Genomic DNA, 25107 nt, shown 5'->3' on the forward strand with positions numbered 1-25107 from the left:
ATGAATGTTGTCTAAAAAATTAAGCCAACCAGCCCATAGTCATTGCCAAATGCCCAACCAAACAGGCAAGCACAATGCCCAAAGCTGTGCGAATTAGCCAAATTACAACCATTTTACCAACAGTTACAGGTAGTTTGGTTGCCAAGACACAAGGAATCATCGCCGAAAAAAAGATAATGCTACTCACCGATACAATAGCAGTAACAAAACGCGTCAAAATATCACTATCTTTTAATACAAGTGCTGGCAAAAACATCTCCGCAAGCCCCGTAGATATACCTTTAGCAGCAACCAATGGCTCACTCATACCACCGAGAAATGTAAATGGTGCAAGCAGCAAACCAAGCACATCAAAAATTGGTGTATATTTTTCAAGCAGCAAACCAAGTAGCCCAATAGCAATAATGGACGGTACAATCGCCGCTGCCATATTGATGCCATCTTTAAAATTATCCCATAAAACCTTAGCCACAGGGTCGCTATGTTTTGCAACATCAACCCCTTTATCAATAGCAAGACTTAATCGTGACCGACCGTTAAGATTGGCTGTTTTAGCTTGGCTTGTGTTATCCATACCACGAATGGGTGGCAAGTGTACCGTAATGGCGGTAATTACAAAGGTAATGATAAGACAGCTCCAAAAATACAGCGACCAATACGCCATTAGGTCTAGGGTTTTTGCGATAATGACCATAAAAGCGGTAGAAACGGTTGAAAATCCTGTGGCGATAATGATGGCTTCTTTGGCAGAATATTGCCCTGATAGATACACACGGTTAGTGATAAGCAGTGCTACTGAATAGCTACCCACAAAACTTGCCACCGCATCAATGGCGGACTCACCAGGTGTTTTAAATAGTGGACGCATAACAGGTTGCATCAGCACACCAACCAATTCAAGCAGACCAAAACCCAATAAAAAAGCCAAAATTAACGCCCCAATCGGCACAATCATGCCAACATTTAATGCCAATTTATCAAATAAAAATGGCAACATATCTTTGGTCATGATAGCATCAGGGGCTGTGTTGGTGATATACATCACTGCTAAAATCAGTCCAATGATTTTAAATAGACTTAAAATTTTATTGGTGGTATTTTTATGCCAATCATTCATCCCATTTATTCTGACAAAAGGCCTAATAACGCCATAAATCATCATCAAAAAAAGCAAACCCACCGCCAAAGGCTTTAAATCACTGACCAAAAAACTGGCCAAATGGTCAAAAGCAATCGTTTCTTTACCACGCCAATCAAACGGCACAAAAAACATAACAATACCGATAGCACTAAACACGGCCATTTGAGTAATGGCAAGTGATTTAGACTTCAATTTTTTAGGTGATTCATTCATGACTTGTTCCTTAAGTTTTTGATGAAATAACACAATAAATGGTTTTTGAATGGCTTTTAATTTAACAATGCTAAGATGGTAAAAAAACAATCTTAGCATGTCATTTTATGTCAATTTACTTAACCATTGGCAAGTTAAGCCCATAGTCTTTAGCGGTTTTAATGGCAAGCTCATAACCTGCATCGGCATGACGCATGACACCACTACCGCAGTCATTCACCAAAACATTAGCAAGGCGTTTGGCAGCTTCATCTGTGCCATCTGCCACAATGACCATGCCAGAATGCTGACTGTAACCCATACCTACGCCACCGCCGTGATGTAAGCTAACCCAAGTTGCACCGCCTGCCACATTGAGCATGCCATTTAACAATGCCCAATCAGACACAGCATCCGTACCATCTTTCATGCTTTCGGTTTCACGGTTAGGACTTGCCACAGAGCCTGTATCTAGATGATCTCGCCCAATGACAATCGGGCCTTTTAGCTCGCCATTTTTGACCATCTCATTAAAGGCAAGCCCTGCTTTATCACGCTCACCCAATCCCAACCAGCAAATGCGTGCAGGTAAGCCTTGAAAATGAATGCGTTCTTTTGCCATATCAAGCCAATGATGCACATGCGTGTTATTAGGGAATAATTCTTTGATTTTTTGATCGGTTTTGTAGATGTCTTCTGGGTCGCCAGATAGAGCAACCCAACGAAACGGCCCTTTTCCTTGGCAAAACAACGGACGAATGTAGGCAGGAACAAAGCCTGGAAAATCAAAGGCATTTTTTACCCCTTCATCAAAAGCCACTTGACGAATGTTGTTGCCATAATCAGTTACAGGTATGTCCATGGATTGAAAATCCAACATTGCTTGCACATGAACAGCACAGGATTTGGCAGCAGCAGCTTTTAGCTCGGCGTGGCGTGCGTGGTCGGAGGCGGCATTTTTCCACTCTTCAACCGTCCAACCAATTGGCAGATAACCATTAATTAAATCGTGAGCAGAGGTTTGGTCAGTAACCAAATCTGGTTTTATCTCGCCATTTTTGGCACGCTTGACCATTTCTGGTAAAATCTCGGCAGCATTGCCAAGCAGAGCAATCGATATCGCATCACCATTTTTAGTGTGTTCTTTAATCAAGCGATAAGCATCGTCCAAATCACGGGCTTGTTTATCTACATAACCTGTCCGCAAGCGAAAATCAATGCTTGACTGCTGACATTCAATATTTAAAGACACAGCCCCAGCAAAAGTTGCCGCCAGAGGCTGAGCACCACCCATACCGCCAAGTCCTGCGGTCAAAATCCAACGACCTTGCCAGTTTTTACCATCATCGCTTGGATAATGTTGACGACCTGCTTCGGCAAAAGTCTCATATGTCCCTTGCACAATGCCCTGCGTACCAATATAAATCCAGCTACCAGCGGTCATTTGCCCGTACATAAACAAATCTTTTTTATCAAGTTCATTAAAGTGCTCCCAAGTCGCCCAGCGTGGCACCAGATTTGAGTTGGCAATCAATACTCGTGGGGCATTTTCATGAGTATTAAACACACCCACAGGCTTGCCTGATTGAATGAGTAGCGTCTGATTATCTTCAAGCTCTTTTAGGCTCGCTAAAATCTGGTCATAGCATTCCCAGTTACGAGCCGCCCGCCCAATACCGCCATACACCACAAGACTTTGGGGGTTCTCTGCCACATCAGGGTGCAAGTTATTTTGAATCATACGGTATGGGGCTTCGGTTAGCCAACTTTTACAGGTTAAGTGAGTGCCTGTGGGAGCTTTAATGACACGGCTTGTGTCGGTACGGACAGATTGACTCATGATTTTTCCTTAAAAAAGTTAAATTGATGCAGATAAATTTGTCTATACAAATTTAAGGCTTAATGTAGCAAAAATTTTGGTATCTGACAATGGTTTTTAAAAAAAATTTTAAATTAACTGTTATAATATTATTTGCACAATCATTTTTTTAGTCTTGCCATGAAAACACCCGCCTACCAAACCATCAAAAATACCATCTTAGCAAATATTCATGCAGGAGTTTGGCAGGCAGGGCAAGCTATTCCAACCGAACACGCTTTATGTGATAGCTTTGGCGTATCTCGCATGACAGTCAATCGTGCCCTAAAAGAATTGGCTGATGAGCATGTTTTAGAACGCCGTCAAGGTTCAGGGACATTCGTTGCCCAAAAGCAGTTTCATCACACCTTTGTGGAAGTTAGGAATATTGCTTATGACATTATCGCAAATGGTCAGGCTTATCATGCAACAGTACTGGACAAAAAAATTATCAACCATCAAGACTTGGGTAAATTAAAGACGGTGTTTGACATACCAACGGATGTGTACTTTGTAGCAATTGTACATTATGCTGATAATGTACCACTACAGCTAGAAGAGCGTTGGGTATCAGCAAAGCTTGTGCCTGACTTTATTCACCAAGATTTTGAGAATATCAATACAAGCCAATATCTCATTGATACCGTACCGTTGGAGCGTGGACATTATCGGATTTTTGCAAGCAACGCCGATAAGCATGTCGCAGCAGCACTTGATATTAAGCCAAAAGATGCTATTTTGGTTTTAGAACGCACAACGCTATCAAAAGGATGTGCAGTAACCTTAGTCAAAATGAGTCATGTAGGTGGGCGTTATGAGTTTAGTGGCACATTATAAACTTAGCATTTGCACTCACCACATTGACCACCCAAATTGGGTGATTTTGTTTTAAGGCAATTAAGGCGTATTAAACTTGATTAACAAAACAAAAACGATTTTGATATCATGACAGTCCAAACCAAATCACCAAAATCATTCTGTCTTGCTCTCTGCTTACAGATTTGCAACAAGTGCAATATTAGACCAACCATAGACTGATTGAATGGGGCAACATTTTTCTGTTATAATCAGTCATTTATTATTTTTAGCCCCAAAGGAGATTTTATGAAACTTATCGCTGCCGTCTGTGCTACTGTCATGATGACTGCGTGTAGCCATTTTACACCAAACAACAAACCAATCATCAATCAAATCAGCCCAACATCCAAAAACGATACATCAGCCATGACAGCCAAAACTATCACCATCAAGAGTGCCTACAATTTTGACACCACCACTGCCAAACTTAGCCAAGCCATCACATCAAAAGGCATGACAATTTTTGCTACCATCGACCATCAAAAAGCGGCCGCCGATGTCAATTTATCCATGCAGCCTGCCACTGTTATTGTCTTTGGCACACCAAAAGCCGGCACACCACTGATGATAAAAGATCCAAATTTTGCCCTACAACTACCTTTAAAGGTCTTAATCACTGAGGTAAATGGCGATGTTTTGGTGAGTTTTAATGACACCAAAGCCTTGATTAACGGTAGCGACATCAGCTTTGATGATGTTAAAAATACCTTAGCGGCAGCAGAAAATCTAATCAAAACAACCGTACAATAACACCATAGGATAAAATGATGACCACAACCAAACATTTAATCATCGGCTTTGGTAAAGCCGGTAAGACGCTTGCCAAAACCTTGGCAAGTCAAGGGCAAGATGTCATTTTGGTGGAGCAATCACAAGCAATGTATGGCGGTACATGCATTAATGTCGGCTGTATCCCCAGCAAAAAACTAAAATTTTTGGCAGAAAATGGCAGCGAATTTCATCAAGCAGTCCTACAAAAAAATGAATTGATAAAAAAACTAAACCAAGCCAATTTTGAAATGGTTGATAAAGTAGCAAAAGTCATTACAGGCAAAGCCGAATTTATTGACCAAAACACCGTGCAAGTTACAACCGATGCAGAGGTTCTGACCATCCGTGCTGATCACATCTATATCAACACAGGAGCAATCAATCGTGTTCCGAACATTGATGGCATTGATACTGCTCACAACATCTATGACAGCACAGGTATTATGCAGATGAGCCAGTTGCCAAATACACTGGCAATTATTGGCGGTGGTTATATTGGACTAGAATTTGCCAGTATGTTTGCAAAATTTGGCTCAAAGGTCATCGTGCTAGACAGCAGTGACAAATTCGCTCCAAGAGAAGATGTAGAAATTGCCCAAACACTGCAAACAATCATGCAAAATCAGGGAATTGAGTTTAGACTTAACACACAAATAACACGCCTTGAAAATGCAGATGACCAAACCAAAATCATCACAACAGACGGAGAGATTATCGCTGATGCGGTACTGATTGCTGCAGGGCGTGTGCCAAATACTGATTTACAGTTACAAAAAGCGGGGGTGGAATTAACCGAGCGTGGGCATATTCATGTCAATGAACATCTACAAACCACTCAGCCACACATTTATGCGATGGGCGATGTGGCAGGCTCACCGCAGTTTACTTACATGTCGCTTGATGATTTTCGGATAGTCAAAAGCCATCTTATCGGCGATGGCAGTTATACCACCGTTGGGCGAACTTTTGCCTATTCAGTATTTACCAACCCGCCACTGTCTGTGGTTGGCATGACCGAACAAAGTGCCAAAGAGCAAGGCTATCATGTCAAAACAGCAACGCTCAGTGCCAACAGCATACCAAAAGCCAAAATCCTAAACCAAACGGACGGCTTATTAAAAGCCGTTGTTAATGCCGATAATGATGAGATTTTGGGCGTACAATTATTGTGCGAAGCATCACATGAAATGATTAATTTTGTGGATTTAGCGATTCGCCAAGGCTTAACCGCTCACGACATCGCCAATCACATTTTTACCCATCCAACCATGTCAGAGAGCTTAAATGACTTGTTCGGGCAATTCTAAAAGGAAGTATCATGAAAATTAAATACTTGGCAATAATAGCAACAGCGATTGCGTTGTCAGCTTGTGGCGATAAAACCGCAGAATCCAGACCGACCACCATAGCCAATCAAAGTGATGATATGGTCGTGCAGACGCCCAAAAAAGCCGATGGCATTTGGATTGATGTGCGTTCAGCCGAAGAATACAATCAAGGTCATCTACAAGATGCCGTGAATGTTACGCCTAATGAAATCGCCCAAAAAATTGCCAGTCTAGAGCCCAACAAAGACGCACCGATTAATCTGTACTGTCGCAGTGGTCGCCGTGCAGAAGCTGCTCGCACGATTTTGATCGAGCTTGGCTACACCAATGTCACCAACCACGGCGGTTATGACGACTTAGTTGAGCAGGGGCTTAAATAAATCCATAACATTAGCCTTATTAGCATCATGTAATAAGGCTAATTTTTTATAACCCTAAAACAAGAATAAACAGCGACTTTTAAAATCATAAAAGTTCATTTATCTAGCCTGATGACGATAATCCTTGATTAAAAAGGCGTGTTCATTGATAGATAAAATCTTGCAATCATACCCATAGGTGTGTTTTATCTTTATGTTTTGCCATCTTTAGCCCATCTACTATCATTACAAAAACAGACTGACTTTTTTGGTAAAATTTTTTATAATACTTATTGGTTACACATCAGGAGAACGCCATGACCGACCTTTTTTCCCAATTCATTCCCATGTTTTTTATAACACTTGGCATATTTGTTTTATTTTTCCTGTTTATGGGCATAGGCTATATCATCAAAAAACAACCTCTAAAAGGATCTTGCGGTGGCGTGGCGACATTGATGGGTGATGAGTTTTGCCAGTTTTGTGGCAACGACCCTAACAAATGCGAAAGCCTAACCGATGCCGACAAAAAAGCCATGCTCACTAATAAGACAACATTGGATAAAATCGCCAAAAAAGCATAATACCAACAAAAAACAAAAGGGTGAATGATTCACCTTTTTTATTATCCTTTTATTGATTCTTGATGTTTCACATGAAACACGATATCAAAATCATCAACCTACGAATAAATAATCAGCCCCTGCCTGCCCGCTGTCTTGCCACTTCATATAGTGCCATGCCTGTAGCAACGCTAACATTTAAGCTCTGCGGACGATCGGGATTATCCGCCATTGGGATATACACCAAAGTATCGCAATGCTCTTGGGTCAGCCGTCTCATGCCGTCACCCTCCGATCCCATGATGATGGCAACTTTGCCACTAAAATCGCAGTCGTATAAAGGTTTGGCAGTGTCATCAAGTGCCGTACCAAATACGAATACACCTGCTTTTTTTAGAAGCTCAAGACTGCGAGCCAAATTTGTTACCGCAATCACAGGCACTACTTCTGCTGCCCCAACCGAGACCTTAGCAACAGTTGGGGTGATAGAGACGCTTTGATGCTTAGGAATAATGACCGCATCCACACCCATCGCACTGGCAGAACGCAAGCACGCCCCTAAATTGTGGGCATCAGTGATTTGGTCAAGCACCAAAAACAACACATCGCCTTGATCTGTCATGCTTGCTAGATGATGCTCATCGTACAGCTGCGGTAATCTGGCAGCAGCGACCACCCCTTGATGTTGGTGGCTATCGCACAGCTCAGCTAGCCTATCTTTGTGCGTCATCTGCACGCTCACACCCGCATTTTTTGCAAACTCTATCAGCTCATCATGCGTCTGACTCACCCCACCATCATCTCGTAACTGCACAAAAAGCGTCAGCACATCATGCGAACGGTGCTTTAATAAAGCTCTCACAGCGTGTATGCCATAAAAATGCGGAATGCGTCCTTGCTTATTTGTTTTGGCGGTAGATTTGATATTGGATTTGGAGAGTTTGTGGGGTTTGACATCTTTTTTTTCAAAAGATTTTTGGGAGAAATTTTTGCGTAACTTTGACATAAATAAACCAGTAATAATCGTAAGATAGTAATGAGTAGTATGGAAGATAAAAGGAATGGTAAAATGGATGATAAACTTGTAAAGACTGATTATATTGTGGCAAATTTATACTTGATTGTCAAAACATCTGCCACACCTAGCGAGAAATTTTTATCGCACTACTTTTGATATGGTATTTTGCCCCCATATCAAATCAAAAGTCGTACTCATCTTGTGCAAAGCCTTAAAAAGACCATTCTTATCATCAATAAAACTTGCAAGCACCATAAGAAGGTCGCAAAATAACATTTTGCAAATTGCCAAAACTGTCCAAATTGATTATCATAAGCCACCGATTTTTTAGGAATCCATATCGCCATGCTGGTATCTTTAAGTCTTAACAATTTTGCCCTAATTGATGAAAAAGAAATCGCCTTTGATGAGAGATTTAATGTCATTACAGGTGAGACTGGTGCAGGCAAGTCATTGATTTTAGACGCATTATCTTTGTGTACTGGTGAACGAGCTGACAGCACCATGGTAAGACATGGCTGTGATGAAGCAACGGTTTTTGGGGAATTTGACATCACGGGCAATGACGAGATTGTGGCATGGTTTGCCGAGCATGAACGAGAACTAGAAGATGATACCCTGCTCATTCGCCGAAAAATCAGTGCTCAAGGACGCTCAAAATCATGGATAAATGGCGTGCCTGCCAGCATCGGTGAATTAAAATCACTGGGGCAAATTTTGGTCAATATCCACTCACAGCACGCAGGGCTTGAACTATTAAAACCGCAGTTCGTCATCGATTGGCTAGATAAAGTGGGTGAGTTAACTCCCCTAAAAAACAACGCCAAAGAAACTTATCATGCATGGCAACGCATCAAAAAACAAGCCGATGAAGCAAAAAGTCAGTTGGCTCAACGAGTTGACCGTATGGCTCTATTGTCCGCCAAACTATCAGACATCAATCCTTTATTATCAGTGAACTTTGATGAGATAGAAAGCGAATATGACGAGCTGTCAAACCTAGAAGCACTCATGACACAAGCGATGACAGCAGCCAATTTTTTAGATAATAGTCATGACGAGCCTAGCGTAGCAAGCCTACTTGGGCGAGCGATGCGTATCTGCGACCAAAGTGCCGATAAAAGCAAAATCTTTGGCGAATGTAGTCAGTTACTTACCCTTGCCCAAGAAAGCATCATGGACGCATCAGCAAAGTTATCTGACTATGCTGAGCAGTCATTACCTGATGAAGAACGCCTGCACGAACTCAACACACTGCTGTCGCTTGCCCATCGCCTATCTGGTAAATACCACACTCCAACCAAAGAACTCATCAGCGATGCTAAAAATTGGCAAAAAGAGCTAGACAAACTAAACTTATTGCCCGATAACGACACACTAGATGCCAAGGTTAATGAAGCTTATGAGCAGTATCTACAAGCAGCAACTGCACTTGATGACGCACGCATCAAGATCGCCCCAGACATCTGTGAACGCCTAGAGGCACGCCTATTGCCACTTGCCTTGCCTAATGCTCGCTGTGAATTCGCCTTTAATACCAAAGACGAAAGTGCCTATAATGCCCATGGCAGATACGACATTGCTTTATTGTTTAGTGCCAATGTTGGTATGCCACTTCAGCCCCTACACAAGGTTGCATCAGGAGGTGAGTTATCTCGCATCGCCCTTGTCATGCAAGTCATGGCGGCAAATGATGGCAAAGGCTGCCGACCAACTTTGGTATTTGACGAGGTGGATGTGGGTATCAGCGGTGCTACAGCACAGGTGGTAGGTGAGTTGTTGCGTAGTCTTGGCAAATATCAGCAGCTACTTGCCATCACTCATCAAGCCCAAGTAGCAGCAGCGGCTCATCGTCATATTCTTGTGCATAAAGACCATGGTGAGCATACCACAAGCGACATCGCCATCATCACAGACGAGCATCAAGTTGATGAGTTGGCACGCATGTCAGGTGGCGTGAACATCACCGAAGCCACTCGTGCCCATGTCAAGAGTCTGCTAGCAGATATCGCCTTAGCAGACCAAATCGGTGCCAACGCCGAATTCATCGAGACGCTACCTAATCAGACCAAACCCACAAAACGCACCAAAACACCACAATAGATAACTCATGAATACAACTACCCACACCAAAAATCTGGCTCATCATTTTTTATTGGCAAGTCCATACATGAATGATGAGCGATTTGAACAGACGCTCATTTATGTCTGTCGGCATACTGCTGATGGTGCATGGGGATTTGTCATCAATCAGCCACTGCCAACTTCGGTGGGTGGGATTTTGAACGAGCTGGATTTACCAAGCTCTCAGCTTGCCATGAATACGCCTGCCATCGCTGGCGGTCCGATACGACCTGAAGCCGGTTTTGTGCTGCATACCGGCTTGCCTAATTTTAATTCATCTTTTGCCATTGGTGAGAATGTTTGCTTGACCACCAGTAAAGACATCTTAGATAGACTGTCTGAAGACAGCTTGGCACATTATTTGATGTGCATGGGTTTTTGTAGTTGGGGTGCAGGACAGTTAGAAGCGGAGATTAACACAGGTGATTGGTTTATCTGCCCTGCTGATTTACAGATTTTATTTCGAGTACCGTTTGATGAGCGACTGATGCAAGCTTATGATAAAATTGGCATCAACCCTGACAATTTTGTAACGACCGCAGGATATGCCTAATGACCACCAATAATCAACCCGCTCTCATTCTCGCCCTAGACTTTGGCATCAAAAAAATGGGCATGGCACTGGGCAATACGCTAAGCTGTGATGCCAGACCCTTTGATATCTTAGCCATGAATAATGGTCAGCCTGATTGGGATAATTTGCTCGGTATTATTGATACTTGGAAAATCAGCACGGTCGTGGTTGGTCTGCCACTCAACATCGATGGCACTGACTCCATGCTATCTAAGCGAGTACACAAGTTCGCTCGTCGCTTGGCACATCGCTTGGGTGAACGCCATTCTCCTACCAAAGTTTTTTTGCATGATGAACGCTTATCTTCCAAAGAAGCACGAGCGTTGGCATGGGAACATGGCTGGATTGATGATGAAAAAGACCCCATTGACGACATCGCTGCTTGTATCGTACTTAACGGATATTTTTATGAGCCAAGTCTTGCCCAGTATGTCGGCAGTTATCATGATAATGAGCATAAGGGCAAAGACTGATTAACGCATCTTTGGGCACACCTAAGTTTTTATATCCGCTATTTTTTCAATCAATTCTTATCAAGGCAATGCCAAAATTACAATGAGCCAAACTACCACACTCATCACTCGCACCACTGAAGCACTTCGTCTGGCGAATATCAGCATCTATCTGGGATTGATTGCCATCGCCTGCTTTGTCGTGTTCGGCACACTAGCTAGCATGACAAACTTTAAGGACAGTACACTAATTTATTATTCATTTCATTACTTGCCTTATGTACTGATTGGGTTTAGCATTCCCATCAGCCTGTTTCATGTGCTGTTTTTAAGGCGTTATCACATCGTGCAAGGCGGTATTTTATTTGTCATACTCATCACCGCTATTAGCCTTGTGCTATTCGCTTTGGGAGTGTATGCGGTCGCTGGCATGACAACAAATTTCTTTATGGCGGTGTTTTTGGCAATGATGGCTTGGTTTGCCATGCCTTATGTGTTTCGAGTGAACCTAAACAAATTCCTAAATTTCTTACAAGACAAACAAAAGGATAATCCTCATGAGTAATTACCTACTAGACACCAAAGGGCTTATCTGCCCAGAACCCATCATGTTGCTACACAAGACCATCAGACAGGCACAAGATGGCGATGTCATCGAAATTCTTGCCACTGACCCTGCAACCACCCGAGACATTCCAAATTTTTGTCGCCATCTGGGGCATACTCTTAACACTCAAGAAACGCTCGATGATGGCAGCTATCGTTACTTGGTCATCAAAAAGATTCCATCATGAGCAAAACTCGTGCCAAAAATCCTCGAACACCCACCATCACCCATGTTGATGGCGACCCCGCCTACCTAACTGAGTTTCGCTCAGCAATGCTGGCTCGTGGGCTGTCTGTGCGTACTCGTAACGCCTATGTTCAGGATTTGCGTGCTTGCCTTATGCACCTAGACAAACCCTTAACCCTATGGGATAAAAAAGATGTGCTAGCGTGCCTAAAACTTGCCCAAACACAGGGCAAAAATCCACGCACCATCGCAAGACTACTCGCCAGTTTGCGTCAGTTTTTTTTGTGGCAAATCGGCAACGAGGGCAGGCAAGACAACCCTTGCGAGGACATCAAATCCCCAAAAACCATCCAATCTCTACCAAAAACACTCTCAGAAAGCGACATCAATCGCCTACTAGACACCCCAGACAGCAGTCTGCTTGGTCTGCGTGATAAAGCCATGTTAGAAATCATGTATGCCTGCGGATTGCGAGTAAGCGAGCTGGTCAATCTATCGCTTGAACAGCTCAACATGAATGCAGGCTGGCTACAAATCACTGGCAAAGGCAACAAAACTCGTCTCATTCCCATGGGTGAATACGCCCAACAAGCCCTACAAAGCTACCTAAACCACCGAGCTGAACTGCTCATCGGCAAATCCGACTGCCAAGCGGTTTTTTTAACCGAGCAAGGTGGCTACATGACACGGCACAACTTTTGGCACATGATCAAAAAATATGCCCTAAAAGCAGACATCAGAACCGATATTAGTCCACACACCCTTCGCCACGCATTCGCCACGCATCTGGTCAATCATGGGGCGGACTTGCGTAGTGTGCAACTATTGCTTGGGCATAGCGACCTATCCACCACGCAGATTTATACCCATGTTGCCACCGCTCGCCTGCAGACACTACATAAAGAACATCACCCTAGGGGGTAGTAAATTGTCTTTTGATGACGGTGTTAAACAGCCCTACATATTCATCTTTCTTATCAATCCCTGTATATTCAAGGCTTGCGTCTTCATAGCGTTTAAATTGCCAAACCGCCTCATTCATCACACTTTCATCAAAGACATTTAAGGACACCAATAATTGAAAATCCTTTTGTGTTAGACCTGTTACTTTTGTAAACAATTCAGGTTCAAGCTCTTGTATCACATCTTTTAATCTGTGTTCCCGAAAATCACTCAAATACATAAAAATCGGAATGCGAGTGGCAAACTTGATGAGTTTTTCTTGAATTTGTTTTCGTAGGGATTTTTGTTCCTTTTCTTCATCGGTTAATGTCTTTTTGTCTTCTTTTGATAATTCGCCATCATTGTCTTTGGCTTTTTGTTTTAAACCTTTGATTTTTTCAGAGCGGTTAATGACAACTTCAATATCATCATTAAGGCTTCTAAACTCTTCAATTTTCATCAAAGCATCCATGGCATCTTGATTTTTCATCAGATTTTGCAAGGTAAAATCATCAACATTGACCAAAAGTGCCGACTGCCAACGGCGAGCCAGTAGCGTTGCCGTTGTGCCACTCATCGCCATATCAAGGAGTAGTTTTGCGTCCACCTGCTGCATCGCACTGCCGTCATAGGCAAGCACAGGCAAAAAGGCGATAAATTCAGACACCTTGCTCTCTGGATTGCCCTCGGCTGGGTTTAGTTTGTGGGCATAATCAGCGATTTGGCGTAAGGCACGATTGGGAGCAAAATCAAAGATATAGCATTGATTTTTAATAATATTTACCCCGTCATCACCCCTCACCGTCCACGGAGTCTGCACCCGAAATCCCGCCTGAAAATAAGTCTCAGGACTGGCACAATTTCTAAGCATAAAAATCCCCGTCCAAGGAGATACAGATACGCCTGTCATCAATTTACCACACGATAGCGTAATAGACTTTGTGGACAAAGGATTATCACCCATCGCTTTTTTGACAGGCTCTAGGGCTTTATCACCCATACCTGCCTGATTACCTGCTGAGATGATAACCTGATAATCGTGATAAAATTTATTATTGGGAGCTTTTAATAAATTTGCCATTGCATAACAACTTGCCACGCTAGGCAAAAACCAAAGCGTATGTAATAAACTGTTTAACAAATTCACATCGCTAAATGGCATTGGCGGTTTGGCATTGCCTTGTTTTAAATTGCTAACAATCATCTCATCAAGATTATCACGAATTAAATCCAGCCATTTTTGCACATAATTTTCGTGTTTAAATTTAGCCGTTTCACCATTGCCATCTGCTTTAAAAAATTCGCCCAAATCAAATTCATTAAATTCGCCTTGTGTGGCAATATGGCGAATATTTTCTGGTAATTGATAAGTTAATAACATCATTTGTGGCAATGACAAATAAGGATTATCGCCTTTTGTCTTATCCCATTCTAATTTGGCTTTTTGTTCATCGCCATAAGTCCAGTTAAAAATCTGCTCTTCAATAAATTCACCACTGGCAATCGCCCGAAATGGCGTACCTGATAAATACAAATAATGCTCTGTGGTAATGGGTAATTCATTTTCATTAAAACTTTCTACCCCAATTTCCATTTCTTGATATTCATTTTGCATTTTTGTCAATTCATCATCTTTGGCAAAAAGCGATTTGGCACTATCACGCCACGCCCCAAAATGATATTCATCAAATACCACACAATCCCAATTCATTGCGTGAATTTCTTGGTTTTTGGCTTTGATATTACCAAATTTGTCTCTACCCAAAACATCTTGAAAAGACGCAAAATAGACCATCGGGCGAGTTTTATCATAGTTTTCTAACTTGAATTCACTATCACGGCTGATAAATTGCCAACCATTAAAATCGCTGTGGCTTGTCAAATCTTCCTGCCACGCATTTTTGACCGCAGGTTTAAAGGTTAAAATCAGCACTCGTTGCCAATTCATCTTTTTGGCTAATTGATAAGTAGCAAAAGTTTTACCAAATCGCATTTTGGCATTCCACAAAAAATGCGGTGTCCGCCCATTATTTTTATCTTGTTTAATAGAATTAAAATAATAAGCGGTTTTATTTACAGCGTCTAATTGCTCTGGACGCATTTTAAAATCTTGTGTGCGTTGCCGTTCAAAAGTTTTGGCTTGCTTGATGTTTAAAATGGCGTTTTTGATGGTATCAATATTACATTCAAACCATTCGCCTGCGATGCGGTTAATGCCCATTGTTTCTAGCATTTTATGCACGGCAAAATCTTTAAAATAACTGCCGTCATCTTTAATCGCCAAAGTCTCAAATTCTAGTTTCCAACTTTGGCTTGGGGTAATGGTTGGATAATGCTGTTTCATTCGCTGGCTTACCGTTTCTTGGGCGGTGTAGCCAACTTTTAAGCAATTTGGATAACGGCTATCAGAATAAACATAAATCTTTGGGGCGTGTATTTGGGCAAAGGTTGGGTTGGTCATTTTAGTTTCTCGGCTTTAATTCAAAATTTAATTGGGTTGCAACTTTGGATTGATAAAAATCAATAAACTCCTGTTTTAGACCTGCATATTTTTGATTTAAAACAGGAACATTAAAACCACTACCATTTGGGGAAATTACTTCATCTAATTTATCTCCAATATCTTTTATGGCAATAAACTCGTCAACAATTTCTTTTGTTGTTGGTTTTTTATGCCATAAATCATATTCATCATAAGATTTTCCAAGTTCTTTGCTTAATTTAATGCGATAATTAAATTTAAAATCTATAATTGTATGAATACAAAATCTTTTAAAATTTATATAAGAAATTGGCGGACAACCAAAATTCCGAAAACTAAAATGTTTTTCTTTATTGGTATTGTTTTCAATAATAAACAAACAAGGTGTATTATAATCTGATGATTTTTTAACAACAAAATAACAATTTTCTAAATCGATATAAGATAGTATTTCTTCTGATTTATCACAATAATCTTGAATAAAATCTTTTAAATCCAAAATATCGTTATTTGTCGTAACTAAACCATTTTTGCTTGATTTTGCTCTATGATAAATGGTTTGTAAATGCTCTACAAACTTGCCCTTTGTTGGAAATAAAACATTTCTAGTTTTTAAAAAATGTGGTTTTGCTCTACTCATCACCATTCTCCAAATCCAATTTCTCTTGTGCTTTATTTTTACCACGAGATTTTTTAAGTTTTACACCAGTATCGTTATCCATTGGGCGTATCATACTTTCAATAAAGTTAATTTCATCTTTGGATAAGCCATATTTGGCATAAAGCTGTTCATCTGTCCACGCACGGCTAAAATCTTGCATTGGTACAAACTGATAAGCACCCCTTGTGGCGTGTTGCGTATTTTTCTTTAAAGTTAGCATAAAATGTAAAAATTTGGTGTTAATATAACTCATTACATTATTGCAAATATATTCATTTTCAAAAGGTCCGATAACCAAATAAGTTTCTGTACAAGCAGTATTGATACCCGCATAAATTGGATTGACTTTATCAGTTTTTCCATCTCCCGAACCAACTGCATAAGGAACAATCACTTTATGGCGTAAAATCCAATCCCTGTTATTGGGTATTTCTTCTCTGCTGACATAACCAATACCGCCATTTTGGTATAAAGTTACATTGTCATTCTTATTTTTATATGGTTTAGAATTTCCTTTAAAATAAGTTCTCAATCCAAAAGGTTTTGCACTGCTAATAATTTCATTAAAACTAGGTTCATTAAACTTTCTAATTTTATTTAAAATAGAAACAGCTTGATTATACCTAATAAATACATCTAAACCGTTTTCTTTTAAAGGTCGTTTTACTTGCGAAATACAATGACCATTATCATAGGTAAACACCATACAATCATCATTATGAGTTTTATCCCATAAGAAATAACTCACACCCCCTTTAATTTCTACATTATCAAAACAATCTTTTGAATTGGGAAAATCGTGAATTTCTTTAATGCGTTTATCATCAAGCATAACATCTCTAAAATCATTCAATCCCTTACCACCTGCAAACCAACGGCTAGGGGTAATCATAATCAGATAATTGGGATTTAATTTTTTGGCTTGCTCCACAAAATAATGATAAATAGGGGACGCACTTGCACGCTTTTCATCTTTTTCATCTTTTAATTGATAAGGCGGATTGCCAATAATCACATCAAATTTCATTTTTAAAATCTCTTTAAATTCATTGTCTTTATCGCTATGAATAAACGCATAAGCGTGATTTTCTAACCCCTGCCGATTACCAAAAACATCTTGGCTTGCTCCGCACTCTGTACATTTGCCGTCTTTGAATTGATGATGAACCTGCCCAAAAATAATATTGCCACTTTCATTATCAAATTCATCACAGATAGAAAATGGCGAATTGGCAACTTTGGCACAATACACACTACGGCGGGATAATAGGGCGGTTAATTGGGTAATGGCAATGCCAAACACTTGATGTTTTAGAATATGGTTAATACGAGTTTGTTTATCAGGAATTTGATTTGCCAAGCCTTTATCTAGGCGTTTGACAATCTCTCGCAAAAACACGCCAGATTTACACACAGGGTCTAAAAATTTGGCGTTTTTATTTGACCATAATTCATCTGGCAACAAATCAAGCATTTGGTTGGCAAGTTTTGGCGATGTAAATACCTCATCATTGGATAGACTGGATAAACAATCAAGCACATCAGGATTGTAAGCGAGTTCAAATAGGTTTAATTGACCTTTGCCGATATTGTCCAAATCGGGGATAAATTGGCTGTCTATTGATAAATTTAGATTTTCCATTCTGTACTCTCATTTAATTCTAAATAATGAACTGGCTTGTATTTTTTATGTAAGTGGTGTTCGGTACGATAATGTTTGTCATCAACCATATTTTGATAAATATAATCGGTACGACACACCATCTCTCCCACAAATGCCCACTCACTAAATACAATCGGTGTGTTAAACAACGCATCGCCATTGACGATATTTTGACCCAGCAAATATTTAACAACCTTGATGATATTTTGGTCGGTTTCTTTAAAATGCGTTTGATAATGCTCTATAAATAAATTTAACAATCGCTCACGGCACTCGTAGCAATTATCTGCCAATATTTCTATGCCATAAATACTAGATACCGCCCCAATGGCATAAAAGCCATAATTAAAGGCTTGGTGTTTCTTTTTGATTTTTTTGGCGGATAAAAGTTCAAGGACAACATTTAATTTTCGGCTTAAAATTTCTGCCAAAAAATTGCCATTGCCACACGCAGGCTCCAAAAATGTGGCGGTGATTTTGTGCCAAATTTCTGGGGGCAATAAATCCAGCATTGCGTTTACTTCTCGCTCACCCGTAAACACTTCGCCAAAATCCGCCACTCGTTTTTTGGACTTGACTTGTTTGTTGCTCGCTTGGCTTGGGGCGGTATCAGTCATTTTGCACCGCCTACCTTAAATTTTTGACAACAAAAAAGCTCACCCCCAATGGAGATGAACTTTAAGGCACGAACAAAAAGTCCGCCAAACCAAAATAGTTTAACAGAAAATAGGCGCAGCTTTAGTAGGTGTGCAGGTGTGCAGGTGTGCAGGTGTGCAGGTGTGCAGGTGTGCAGGTGTGCAGGTGTGCAGGTGTGCAGGTGTGCAGGTGTGCAGGTGTGCAGGTGTGCATTATAGCGTTTTTAATCAAGACATCAATCATAATTTTACAAAACAACTCTTGTTTTAATAAATTTTATCACATAATCAATGCTTTTCAATCAAAAAATACCTTTAATCAATGTTTTATCCGACTTATCTTTTGTTATAATATCCCCAACCTAGCCATAACGAGAATCACATGAGCACCACCCTAGCCGAACTACAACAAAAAGCCAAACTCTGGCGACAAGACATCAGCTTTAGTCAAGAAGTGCTTGGCAAGCCTTTTGACTTTAGTAGCACTTGGGGCATCTTTAGTCCCGAACGGCTTGATGATGGCAGTCTGATGCTACTTGATTATATTGACTTTAAAACAAACGATGATTCTATCGACCTAGGCTGTGGCTATGGCGTGCTAGGCATGACAGCCGCTCGTGAATGCCCAGAAGGTCAGCACTTACTCATTGATAAAGATTTTGTGGCGGTAGAATACGCTCGCCTAAACTGCCAAAAAAATGGTCTAAAAAACACCGAAGTTATGCTCTCAAATGGCTTCGCCCATGTACCAAAAGAGCGTAAATTCTCCCTTGTGATGAGTAATCTGCCTGCCAAAGCAAGCAAAGAACAACACTACCTTTACCTACTAGACGCTTATGAGCGAATGGAAATGGGTGGACGCTTTTATGTTGTTACCATCAATGGACTAAGAGACTTTATGAAGCGTTCATTTACAGAAGTGTTTGGCAACTCAGACAAAATCAAACAAGGCAAGACCTACACCATCACCATGGCGGTCAAAGACAGCTAAACCAAAAGGACGCACATGAACTGGGCAGACCTACTCTCCACCGACCGCCCAAGGCCAGATGACGGCATCATTATCCTAACTCCAAGCCATACGCCAAACGATGGCGTACGCAGCGATTTTCATGCCGACTATGACCGAGTGGTATTCTCGTCAAGCTTTCGTAAATTAGGGCGTAAAACCCAAGTTCACCCTTTCGCCAAGTCTGATCATACGCACAACCGCCTAACGCATAGCGTTGAGGTGGCAAGTGTTGGGCGTAGTCTGGGCAATGGTGTTGGACTAGGACTTCACCAACGAAAGCTATTACCCGACCACATCTCACCTAGCGACATTGGCACGCTCGTACAGGTGGCGTGTCTGGCACATGACTTGGGCAATCCACCATTTGGGCATACAGGCGAGGACGCACTCCGAGAATGGTTCTGCCAAAATGATGAATATTTACAATCACTTAGCCCACCACAAAAAACCGACCTAACCACCTATGAGGGCAATGCTCACAGCCTACGCATCGTAGCACGCACAGAAATGTATGCCCATGCAGGCGGTATGCGTCTGACCTGTGCCAGCTTAGGTACACTATTAAAATACCCTTGGGGTAGTGAATATGGCGATGGCAAATTTAATATTTATCAAAGCGAGTTGCCACTCATGCGTATGACTGCCGAGCGACTTGGACTACCCCCTTTGGGTGTGGATAGATGGGCAAGACACCCCCTATCCTATCTGATGGAAGCGGCCGATGACATCTGTTATGCCTTATTAGACCTTGAGGATGCCGTAGAGCTTGAGCTGATTAGCTTTGATGAATTTTCCAATGTCATGCGACCAATTTTGGGGGCAGATTTTGAAAATTACAAAAACATCAACGACAAAAGACAACGCATTGGTGTCATGCGTGGGCGTGCCATCGGCAATGCCACACATGAGGTCGCCAAGCAGTTCTTTGAGCATCACGATGCACTACTCGCAGGAGAGTTTGACCAAAAAGACTTGCTTGCCGTCTGTGATGATTCGGTTAAGCAAACCCTACAAAACGCCAAAAACCTTGCCAAAAATCAAATCTTTAATCATCATAGCAAACTTGTTACCGAAATAGCCAGTTTCGGCTGTTTAGGGCAGATACTAGATTTGCTTGTCCCTGCAGTTCATGCCAAACTAACAGGTAAAACAACCACCACCAAACATCGCCTTGCCCTAGAACTATTAAAAGACACCCCCATCAAAGATACCGACACACTGTATGATGGCTACATGAAGGTGCTAGATTTTATGGGTGGGCTAACTGATAACTCAGCAGGGCGACTGGCACGAGAGCTTTCAGGCGTGGGGCTGGGTTGATGGAATGATAACACCATGAAACTTCGCACACCTTATCATCTCATCAAGCACAAAAAAGACCGCTTTATCATGCGTTCATTGACCGCTGGGGAGATTGGACTGGCTCAAAGCGTCTTTGGCGACTTGATTGACTATGAACAGGTAAAAATCATCAACTACCCTTACATTCCTTGGCAGTCTGATGAAGTATTTATTGCCCCCAATGGATTTATTTTTGTACCTGACAAGCATTATAAGACGGATTTTTCGGCAGCAGATGAACTGTATCGACAAATTTTTATCCACGAGATGACGCATATCATGCAATATCAGCACGGCTATAATGTGCTACTGCGTGGGGCGTGGTTACAAAGTCTGTATTATCTTTCGTTTAAAAAATACAACCCCTATCACTATGTCTTTGATGAATCCAAGAGCTTTTGGGATTATAATATCGAGCAACAAGGCAAAATCGCTGAGCATATTTATCTAGGAAAATGTGAAAATATCATCCATAAAGCCTAATTTATCTACTCTTTATCATTTTGCAACACCCATTAGACACAAAAAAAGGCAAGCTCATCGCCTGCCTTTTTGTTTACATATCAGCCCTCTAATCACTCAAAAATATTGCCCGTCAGATTAAATTCCACTCGCATCAGCTCTTGGAGTTTAAACTTCTGGGGCTTGCCAGAAGCGGTCATCGGAAACTCATTGACAAAGCTGACATAGCGAGGTACTTTGTGATGTGAGACTTGGGTGCGACAGAATTCTCGAATGTCATCTTCACAACAAGCCGCCCCGTCATTCAAAATGATACAAGCACACAGCTCCTCACCATAGCGTTTATCAGGCAAGCCGACAACCTGCACACTCAGCACGGCAGGATGCTGAAATATCAAATCTTCAATCTCTTTAGGGAACAGATTCTCTCCACCACGAATCACCACATCTTTGATACGACCTTTGATTTTGACAAAGCCGTCTTCGTCCATCTCGGCGATGTCTCCTGTATGCATCCAACCATGCTTATCGACCACTTCTTTGGTTTTATCAGGCTCACCCCAGTAGCCTGCCATCACCGAATAGCCTCGAGTACATAGCTCGCCAGACACACCCACGGGGGTAATTTTACCGTCCTCATCAACAATTTTTACTTCCAAATGTGGGTGGATTTGACCAACTGTGCTGACTCGCTTATCAATCGGGTCATCAACATGGCTTTGCATGGAGACGGGTGAGGTTTCTGTCATACCGTAGCAAATGGTAATCTCGCTCATGTGCATACGGTCGATGACCCTTTGCATGATTTCACGAGGGCAAGGAGAACCCGCCATGATGCCCGTCCGTAAACTTGATAAATCAAATTCATCAAACCGCTTATCTTCTAGCATGGTAATGAACATCGATGGCACACCATATAATGCTGTACAACGCTCATTATGCACCGCTTGTAAGGTTTGGGTTGGGTTGTAGGCAAAATCAGGATAAATGACTGTCGCCCCATGCGTCATGGCAGCAAGATTACCCATGACCATGCCAAAGCAGTGAAATAGTGGCACAGCCACACAGATTCTGTCATCTTCGGTAAGTTTGATGCCTTCACCAACAAAATAGCCATTATTTAGGATATTATGATGGGTGAGCATCGTGCCTTTTGGGTTGCCTGTGGTGCCTGAGGTGAATTGGATATTGACCACATCATCAAACTGTAGCCTTTGGGCGATATATTCGATGTGCTGCTTTTGGGCGAGTGTTGGCGGTGTTAATAAATCATTAAAACGATAAACACCATCATGCTCTTCGTCGCTGGCTTTAATCACGACTTTTAGGTGTGGTAGGTTATGAGAGACAAGCAGTTTACTATGGTTGCTTTCAAGCTCAGGGGCAATGCTGGCAAGCATGGCATGATAGTCTGAGGTCTTAAAGGAATCTGCAATAACAATACCACGACATTCAACTTTATTGAGTACATATTCCAATTCTTTGGCTTTGTAGGCGGGGTTTAGATTGACCAAAATTACCCCGATCTTAAAGCACGCATACTGCGTAATGACCCACTCGATGCTATTTAACGCCCAAATACCCAAGCGATCACCTGTATCAAAACCCAACTCAAGCAGCGATGCTGCAAAAGCATTTACCTGCTCGGATAGCTGTTGATAAGTGAGCCGGCAGTCTTGATGAATGCTGACTACAGCTTCTTTATCAGCGTACTTGATGCAAGCACGGTCGAACATCTCGCCAATCGTCAAACCAATCAGCGGCTTGTCGCTGATGCCTGAAAGATAGCTTAATTTTTGGTACATGATACTCTCCTTGAATCATGATAAATCCGCCTTGACGACAAGATAAGCAACTTCATGTCGCTTCTAAGCTAAACAAGCAAGACCTGCTTAACTTTGTACCGCTTTTAAACAAAAATCAGCGACCGCTTTGGCAAACTCATCCTTGTTCATCGCTTGCGGATTTAGGCTTAAAGGTTCAATCACCGCAAATGTCATCGCACCAACGATACATTGGGCGGTCGTGCCGATATCCATAGCAGCAAATACGCCTTGGTTTTTGCCTTCTTGTAGGATACCTTCTACGACCTCTTTGACGATTTGCTTACTTTTAAAGCGTGCCTCTTCTACTGGTGCATCAGCAGGCTCAAGCATCAAAGAATAGGCAAGTTTTGGGCTGTTTAATGCACGCTTGACGAAAGTTCTCATCGCTCGCTGTAACTTATCGGAAGCTGGCGAGTCTTGTTTGGCAATCTGCATTAAAATCGCAATTTCTGCTTGTATGGCAGCTGACAGAACCTCGATGATAATGTGATTTTTATTATCAAAATATCGATACACCAGCCCATTAGATACCCCTGCCATCTCAGCAATGGTCTGAATTTGGGCTTCTTTGATACCGCCTTGGGTAATCAGTTGCTTAGCCGCCTGCAAGATGGCTTCACGGTTTTGGCGAAGTCGCTCTTGCATCAAAACAGAACGCTTATAACTCATGCTTTTATTCTCTCTCATTTAAAAATGAATTGTCAATCATTTTTTTAATAAAATTCACTTTTTTTATTAAAAATATTATGCTACATTATTCCCAACCACCAAAACCAACCTCATAAGGGTCGATTTACCTTGTTTGGTTTTTGCTGGCAAGTCAAATATTTTAACACAAGCCATTCTTTGTTTGGGCATTTACACAAGGACGACACCATGAATCTAAGCAATCTAACTTTCGGCATCGATGAAACTTTATTGGCAGTACAAGATGAGGTACGCAAATTCTGCCAAAAAGAGGTTGCTCCACTCGCTGAACAGACGGACAAGAACAATCAATTTCCCAACCATCTTTGGAAAAAGTTTGGCGAGATGGGGCTACTTGGCATGACCGTCTCCGAAGAATTTGGCGGTGCCAACTTGGGATACCTAGCCCACATTCTGGTCATGCAAGAAATCTCTCGTGCTTCTGCTTCTATCGGGCTATCCTATGGAGCTCACTCCAATCTATGTGTCAATCAAATCAACCTAAACGGCAATCAAACACAAAAAGAGCGTTTTTTACCCAAGCTCATCAGCGGTGATTTTATCGGTGCATTGGCAATGAGTGAGCCGAATGCTGGCTCTGATGTGGTCAGCATGAGACTAAAAGCCGAACAAAAAGGCGATCGATTTATTCTAAACGGTTCAAAGATGTGGATTACCAATGGTGGTGATGCTGATGTGATGGTCGTCTATGCCAAGACCGACCCAAGTGCAGGTGCTAAGGGCATCACGGCATTTTTGGTAGAAAAAGGCATGAAAGGTTTTAGTCATGGCACACACCTTGATAAGCTGGGTATGCGTGGCTCAAACACTTATCCCATCTTCTTTGATGATGTTGAAATCCCAGAGGAAAATGTGCTTGGCGGTGTGGGCAATGGTGTAAAAGTACTGATGAGCGGATTGGACTACGAGCGAGCTGTACTTAGTGGCGGTCCTTTGGGCATCATGGATGCTTGTATGGATTTGGCGATGCCTTATGTGCATGAACGCACGCAGTTTGGGCAAGCGATTGGCGAGTTTCAACTCATGCAAGGCAAAATCGCTGACATGTACTCTACCATGCTCGCCTGCAAAGCTTTAGTCTATGCAGTCGGTAGTGCTTGTGATAAATCAAATCACGACAGAAGTCTAAGAAAAGACTGTGCCAGTGCAATACTGTATGCCGCCGAAAAAGCCACATGGCTGGCAGGCGAAACCATTCAGACGCTAGGTGGCAACGGTTATATCAATGAGTTTCCCGCAGGCAGACTGTGGCGAGATGCCAAACTGTACGAAATCGGTGCAGGCACATCAGAGATTCGCCGTATGCTGATTGGTCGTGAACTATTCAACGAAACCAAATAAGCA

General features: G+C 41.8%; 24 protein-coding genes. 15 read left to right on the forward strand and 9 right to left on the reverse strand.

The genetic code is table 11. From position 1 onward, the window contains the following. Nucleotides 1–19 precede the first annotated feature (19 nt). Together L3D27_RS10645 and hutU are read right to left on the reverse strand one after the other, a co-directional pair. Nucleotides 20–1354, reverse strand: a complete 1335-nt coding sequence (locus L3D27_RS10645) for a YjiH family protein (protein WP_284673637.1) — start codon at nt 1352–1354, stop codon at nt 20–22. A 115-nt stretch (nt 1355–1469) separates the two neighbouring features. Further along, on the reverse strand, nt 1470–3173 hold the full coding sequence (gene hutU, locus L3D27_RS10650; RefSeq protein ID WP_432481174.1) for a urocanate hydratase: 1704 nt from the start codon (nt 3171–3173) through the stop codon (nt 1470–1472). A gap of 159 nt (nt 3174–3332) precedes the next feature. Between hutU and L3D27_RS10655 the strand changes: the two genes are divergently transcribed. The 5 genes from L3D27_RS10655 (at nt 3333) to nqrM (ending at nt 7091) form a co-directional block, all read left to right on the forward strand. Continuing rightward, nucleotides 3333–4028, forward strand: coding sequence for a UTRA domain-containing protein (locus L3D27_RS10655; RefSeq protein ID WP_432481175.1), 696 nt, complete (start codon nt 3333–3335; stop codon nt 4026–4028). 267 nt (nt 4029–4295) lie between these two features. Beyond that, nucleotides 4296–4799 (forward strand): DUF302 domain-containing protein, encoded by a 504-nt coding sequence (locus tag L3D27_RS10660; protein WP_284673640.1) that lies wholly within the window; start codon nt 4296–4298, stop codon nt 4797–4799. A 14-nt stretch (nt 4800–4813) separates the two neighbouring features. After that, entirely contained in the window at nt 4814–6127 is a 1314-nt protein-coding gene (locus L3D27_RS10665) for an FAD-dependent oxidoreductase (RefSeq protein WP_432481176.1), read from the forward strand. An 11-nt stretch (nt 6128–6138) separates the two neighbouring features. Next, nucleotides 6139–6528 carry a rhodanese-like domain-containing protein gene (locus L3D27_RS10670; protein WP_284673642.1) on the forward strand — a complete coding sequence of 130 codons (390 nt, stop codon included), beginning with the start codon at nt 6139–6141 and terminating at the stop codon, nt 6526–6528. A gap of 296 nt (nt 6529–6824) precedes the next feature. Further along, nucleotides 6825–7091: a (Na+)-NQR maturation NqrM gene (gene nqrM, locus L3D27_RS10675; RefSeq protein ID WP_284673643.1), complete on the forward strand. Its 267-nt coding sequence runs from the start codon at nt 6825–6827 to the stop codon at nt 7089–7091. Between the two features lie 112 nt (nt 7092–7203). Here the strand turns inward: nqrM and rlmB are convergent, their stop codons facing one another. Continuing rightward, a complete protein-coding gene (gene rlmB / locus L3D27_RS10680; protein WP_373628661.1) occupies nt 7204–8076 on the reverse strand; it encodes a 23S rRNA (guanosine(2251)-2'-O)-methyltransferase RlmB in 873 nt (290 codons plus the stop codon). 357 nt (nt 8077–8433) lie between these two features. On the opposite strand from rlmB, the gene recN reads away from it, so the two are divergent. The 6 genes from recN to xerD all read left to right on the forward strand — a co-directional run bounded on the left by recN (nt 8434) and on the right by xerD (nt 12955). After that, on the forward strand, nt 8434–10191 hold the full coding sequence (gene recN, locus L3D27_RS10685; protein WP_432481177.1) for a DNA repair protein RecN: 1758 nt from the start codon (nt 8434–8436) through the stop codon (nt 10189–10191). Nucleotides 10192–10198: 7 nt separating this feature from the next. Beyond that, nucleotides 10199–10765, forward strand: a complete 567-nt coding sequence (locus L3D27_RS10690; protein WP_432481178.1) for a YqgE/AlgH family protein — start codon at nt 10199–10201, stop codon at nt 10763–10765. Further along, a complete protein-coding gene (gene ruvX / locus L3D27_RS10695; protein ID WP_432481179.1) occupies nt 10765–11259 on the forward strand; it encodes a Holliday junction resolvase RuvX in 495 nt (164 codons plus the stop codon). Before L3D27_RS10690 ends, ruvX begins: the two co-directional genes overlap by 1 nt. Before the next feature lie 82 nt (nt 11260–11341). Then, complete coding sequence (locus L3D27_RS10700) at nt 11342–11803, forward strand: hypothetical protein (protein WP_284673648.1); 462 nt, start codon at nt 11342–11344, stop codon at nt 11801–11803. After that, nucleotides 11796–12032 carry a sulfurtransferase TusA gene (gene tusA / locus L3D27_RS10705; RefSeq protein WP_284673649.1) on the forward strand — a complete coding sequence of 79 codons (237 nt, stop codon included), beginning with the start codon at nt 11796–11798 and terminating at the stop codon, nt 12030–12032. Before L3D27_RS10700 ends, tusA begins: the two co-directional genes overlap by 8 nt. Further along, the gene (gene xerD, locus L3D27_RS10710; protein WP_284673650.1) at nt 12029–12955 is read left to right on the forward strand and encodes a site-specific tyrosine recombinase XerD; all 927 of its coding nucleotides are present in this window, start codon (nt 12029–12031) and stop codon (nt 12953–12955) included. Before tusA ends, xerD begins: the two co-directional genes overlap by 4 nt. On the opposite strand, the gene L3D27_RS10715 is transcribed toward xerD, so the two are convergent. From L3D27_RS10715 to L3D27_RS10730, 4 genes are read right to left on the reverse strand one after another with little or no spacing between them, the layout of a single operon-like run. Further along, a complete protein-coding gene (locus L3D27_RS10715) occupies nt 12945–15434 on the reverse strand; it encodes a DEAD/DEAH box helicase (RefSeq protein ID WP_432481180.1) in 2490 nt (829 codons plus the stop codon). The genes xerD and L3D27_RS10715 overlap by 11 nt on opposite strands. Before the next feature lies 1 nt (nt 15435). Continuing rightward, on the reverse strand, nt 15436–16095 hold the full coding sequence (locus L3D27_RS10720; protein WP_432481181.1) for a hypothetical protein: 660 nt from the start codon (nt 16093–16095) through the stop codon (nt 15436–15438). Continuing rightward, a complete protein-coding gene (locus L3D27_RS10725) occupies nt 16088–17758 on the reverse strand; it encodes an Eco57I restriction-modification methylase domain-containing protein (RefSeq protein ID WP_432481182.1) in 1671 nt (556 codons plus the stop codon). The genes L3D27_RS10720 and L3D27_RS10725 overlap by 8 nt, the downstream gene beginning before the upstream one ends. Next, nucleotides 17746–18396, reverse strand: coding sequence for a restriction endonuclease subunit M (locus L3D27_RS10730; RefSeq protein WP_432481183.1), 651 nt, complete (start codon nt 18394–18396; stop codon nt 17746–17748). The genes L3D27_RS10725 and L3D27_RS10730 overlap by 13 nt, the downstream gene beginning before the upstream one ends. A 400-nt stretch (nt 18397–18796) precedes the next feature. Between L3D27_RS10730 and L3D27_RS10735 the strand changes: the two genes are divergently transcribed. From L3D27_RS10735 to L3D27_RS10745, 3 genes are read left to right on the forward strand one after another with little or no spacing between them, the layout of a single operon-like run. Beyond that, nucleotides 18797–19405 carry a class I SAM-dependent methyltransferase gene (locus L3D27_RS10735; protein ID WP_432481184.1) on the forward strand — a complete coding sequence of 203 codons (609 nt, stop codon included), beginning with the start codon at nt 18797–18799 and terminating at the stop codon, nt 19403–19405. A gap of 15 nt (nt 19406–19420) precedes the next feature. Next, complete coding sequence (locus L3D27_RS10740; RefSeq protein WP_432481185.1) at nt 19421–20746, forward strand: deoxyguanosinetriphosphate triphosphohydrolase; 1326 nt, start codon at nt 19421–19423, stop codon at nt 20744–20746. A gap of 15 nt (nt 20747–20761) precedes the next feature. Further along, nucleotides 20762–21250, forward strand: coding sequence for a hypothetical protein (locus tag L3D27_RS10745; RefSeq protein ID WP_432481187.1), 489 nt, complete (start codon nt 20762–20764; stop codon nt 21248–21250). Nucleotides 21251–21342: 92 nt separating this feature from the next. On the opposite strand, the gene L3D27_RS10750 is transcribed toward L3D27_RS10745, so the two are convergent. Both L3D27_RS10750 and L3D27_RS10755 read right to left on the reverse strand, forming a co-directional pair. Next, complete coding sequence (locus L3D27_RS10750; RefSeq protein WP_284674637.1) at nt 21343–23037, reverse strand: AMP-binding protein; 1695 nt, start codon at nt 23035–23037, stop codon at nt 21343–21345. Between the two features lie 84 nt (nt 23038–23121). Next, entirely contained in the window at nt 23122–23724 is a 603-nt protein-coding gene (locus tag L3D27_RS10755; RefSeq protein WP_284673659.1) for a TetR/AcrR family transcriptional regulator, read from the reverse strand. Between the two features lie 207 nt (nt 23725–23931). Between L3D27_RS10755 and L3D27_RS10760 the strand changes: the two genes are divergently transcribed. Beyond that, on the forward strand, nt 23932–25104 hold the full coding sequence (locus L3D27_RS10760; protein ID WP_373628648.1) for an isovaleryl-CoA dehydrogenase: 1173 nt from the start codon (nt 23932–23934) through the stop codon (nt 25102–25104). Nucleotides 25105–25107: the final 3 nt, after the last annotated feature.

It is taken from the genome of Moraxella sp. ZY200743 (genome assembly GCF_050885545.1).
Lineage (GTDB): Bacteria > Pseudomonadota > Gammaproteobacteria > Pseudomonadales > Moraxellaceae > Moraxella > Moraxella haemolytica.

Excerpts from the sequence above, each read along its gene's own strand:
- L3D27_RS10645 (WP_284673637.1), bottom strand. The coding sequence starts at position 1,354 with ATGAATGAATCACCTAAAAAATTGAAGTCTAAATCACTTGCCATTACT.
- hutU (WP_432481174.1), bottom strand. The coding sequence starts at position 3,173 with ATGAGTCAATCTGTCCGTACCGACACAAGCCGTGTCATTAAAGCTCCC.
- L3D27_RS10655 (WP_432481175.1), top strand. The coding sequence starts at position 3,333 with ATGAAAACACCCGCCTACCAAACCATCAAAAATACCATCTTAGCAAAT.
- L3D27_RS10660 (WP_284673640.1), top strand. The coding sequence starts at position 4,296 with ATGAAACTTATCGCTGCCGTCTGTGCTACTGTCATGATGACTGCGTGT.
- L3D27_RS10665 (WP_432481176.1), top strand. The coding sequence starts at position 4,814 with ATGATGACCACAACCAAACATTTAATCATCGGCTTTGGTAAAGCCGGT.
- L3D27_RS10670 (WP_284673642.1), top strand. The coding sequence starts at position 6,139 with ATGAAAATTAAATACTTGGCAATAATAGCAACAGCGATTGCGTTGTCA.
- nqrM (WP_284673643.1), top strand. The coding sequence starts at position 6,825 with ATGACCGACCTTTTTTCCCAATTCATTCCCATGTTTTTTATAACACTT.
- rlmB (WP_373628661.1), bottom strand. The coding sequence starts at position 8,076 with ATGTCAAAGTTACGCAAAAATTTCTCCCAAAAATCTTTTGAAAAAAAA.
- recN (WP_432481177.1), top strand. The coding sequence starts at position 8,434 with ATGCTGGTATCTTTAAGTCTTAACAATTTTGCCCTAATTGATGAAAAA.
- L3D27_RS10690 (WP_432481178.1), top strand. The coding sequence starts at position 10,199 with ATGAATACAACTACCCACACCAAAAATCTGGCTCATCATTTTTTATTG.
- ruvX (WP_432481179.1), top strand. The coding sequence starts at position 10,765 with ATGACCACCAATAATCAACCCGCTCTCATTCTCGCCCTAGACTTTGGC.
- L3D27_RS10700 (WP_284673648.1), top strand. The coding sequence starts at position 11,342 with ATGAGCCAAACTACCACACTCATCACTCGCACCACTGAAGCACTTCGT.
- tusA (WP_284673649.1), top strand. The coding sequence starts at position 11,796 with ATGAGTAATTACCTACTAGACACCAAAGGGCTTATCTGCCCAGAACCC.
- xerD (WP_284673650.1), top strand. The coding sequence starts at position 12,029 with ATGAGCAAAACTCGTGCCAAAAATCCTCGAACACCCACCATCACCCAT.
- L3D27_RS10715 (WP_432481180.1), bottom strand. The coding sequence starts at position 15,434 with ATGACCAACCCAACCTTTGCCCAAATACACGCCCCAAAGATTTATGTT.
- L3D27_RS10720 (WP_432481181.1), bottom strand. The coding sequence starts at position 16,095 with ATGAGTAGAGCAAAACCACATTTTTTAAAAACTAGAAATGTTTTATTT.
- L3D27_RS10725 (WP_432481182.1), bottom strand. The coding sequence starts at position 17,758 with ATGGAAAATCTAAATTTATCAATAGACAGCCAATTTATCCCCGATTTG.
- L3D27_RS10730 (WP_432481183.1), bottom strand. The coding sequence starts at position 18,396 with ATGACTGATACCGCCCCAAGCCAAGCGAGCAACAAACAAGTCAAGTCC.
- L3D27_RS10735 (WP_432481184.1), top strand. The coding sequence starts at position 18,797 with ATGAGCACCACCCTAGCCGAACTACAACAAAAAGCCAAACTCTGGCGA.
- L3D27_RS10740 (WP_432481185.1), top strand. The coding sequence starts at position 19,421 with ATGAACTGGGCAGACCTACTCTCCACCGACCGCCCAAGGCCAGATGAC.
- L3D27_RS10745 (WP_432481187.1), top strand. The coding sequence starts at position 20,762 with ATGAAACTTCGCACACCTTATCATCTCATCAAGCACAAAAAAGACCGC.
- L3D27_RS10755 (WP_284673659.1), bottom strand. The coding sequence starts at position 23,724 with ATGAGTTATAAGCGTTCTGTTTTGATGCAAGAGCGACTTCGCCAAAAC.
- L3D27_RS10760 (WP_373628648.1), top strand. The coding sequence starts at position 23,932 with ATGAATCTAAGCAATCTAACTTTCGGCATCGATGAAACTTTATTGGCA.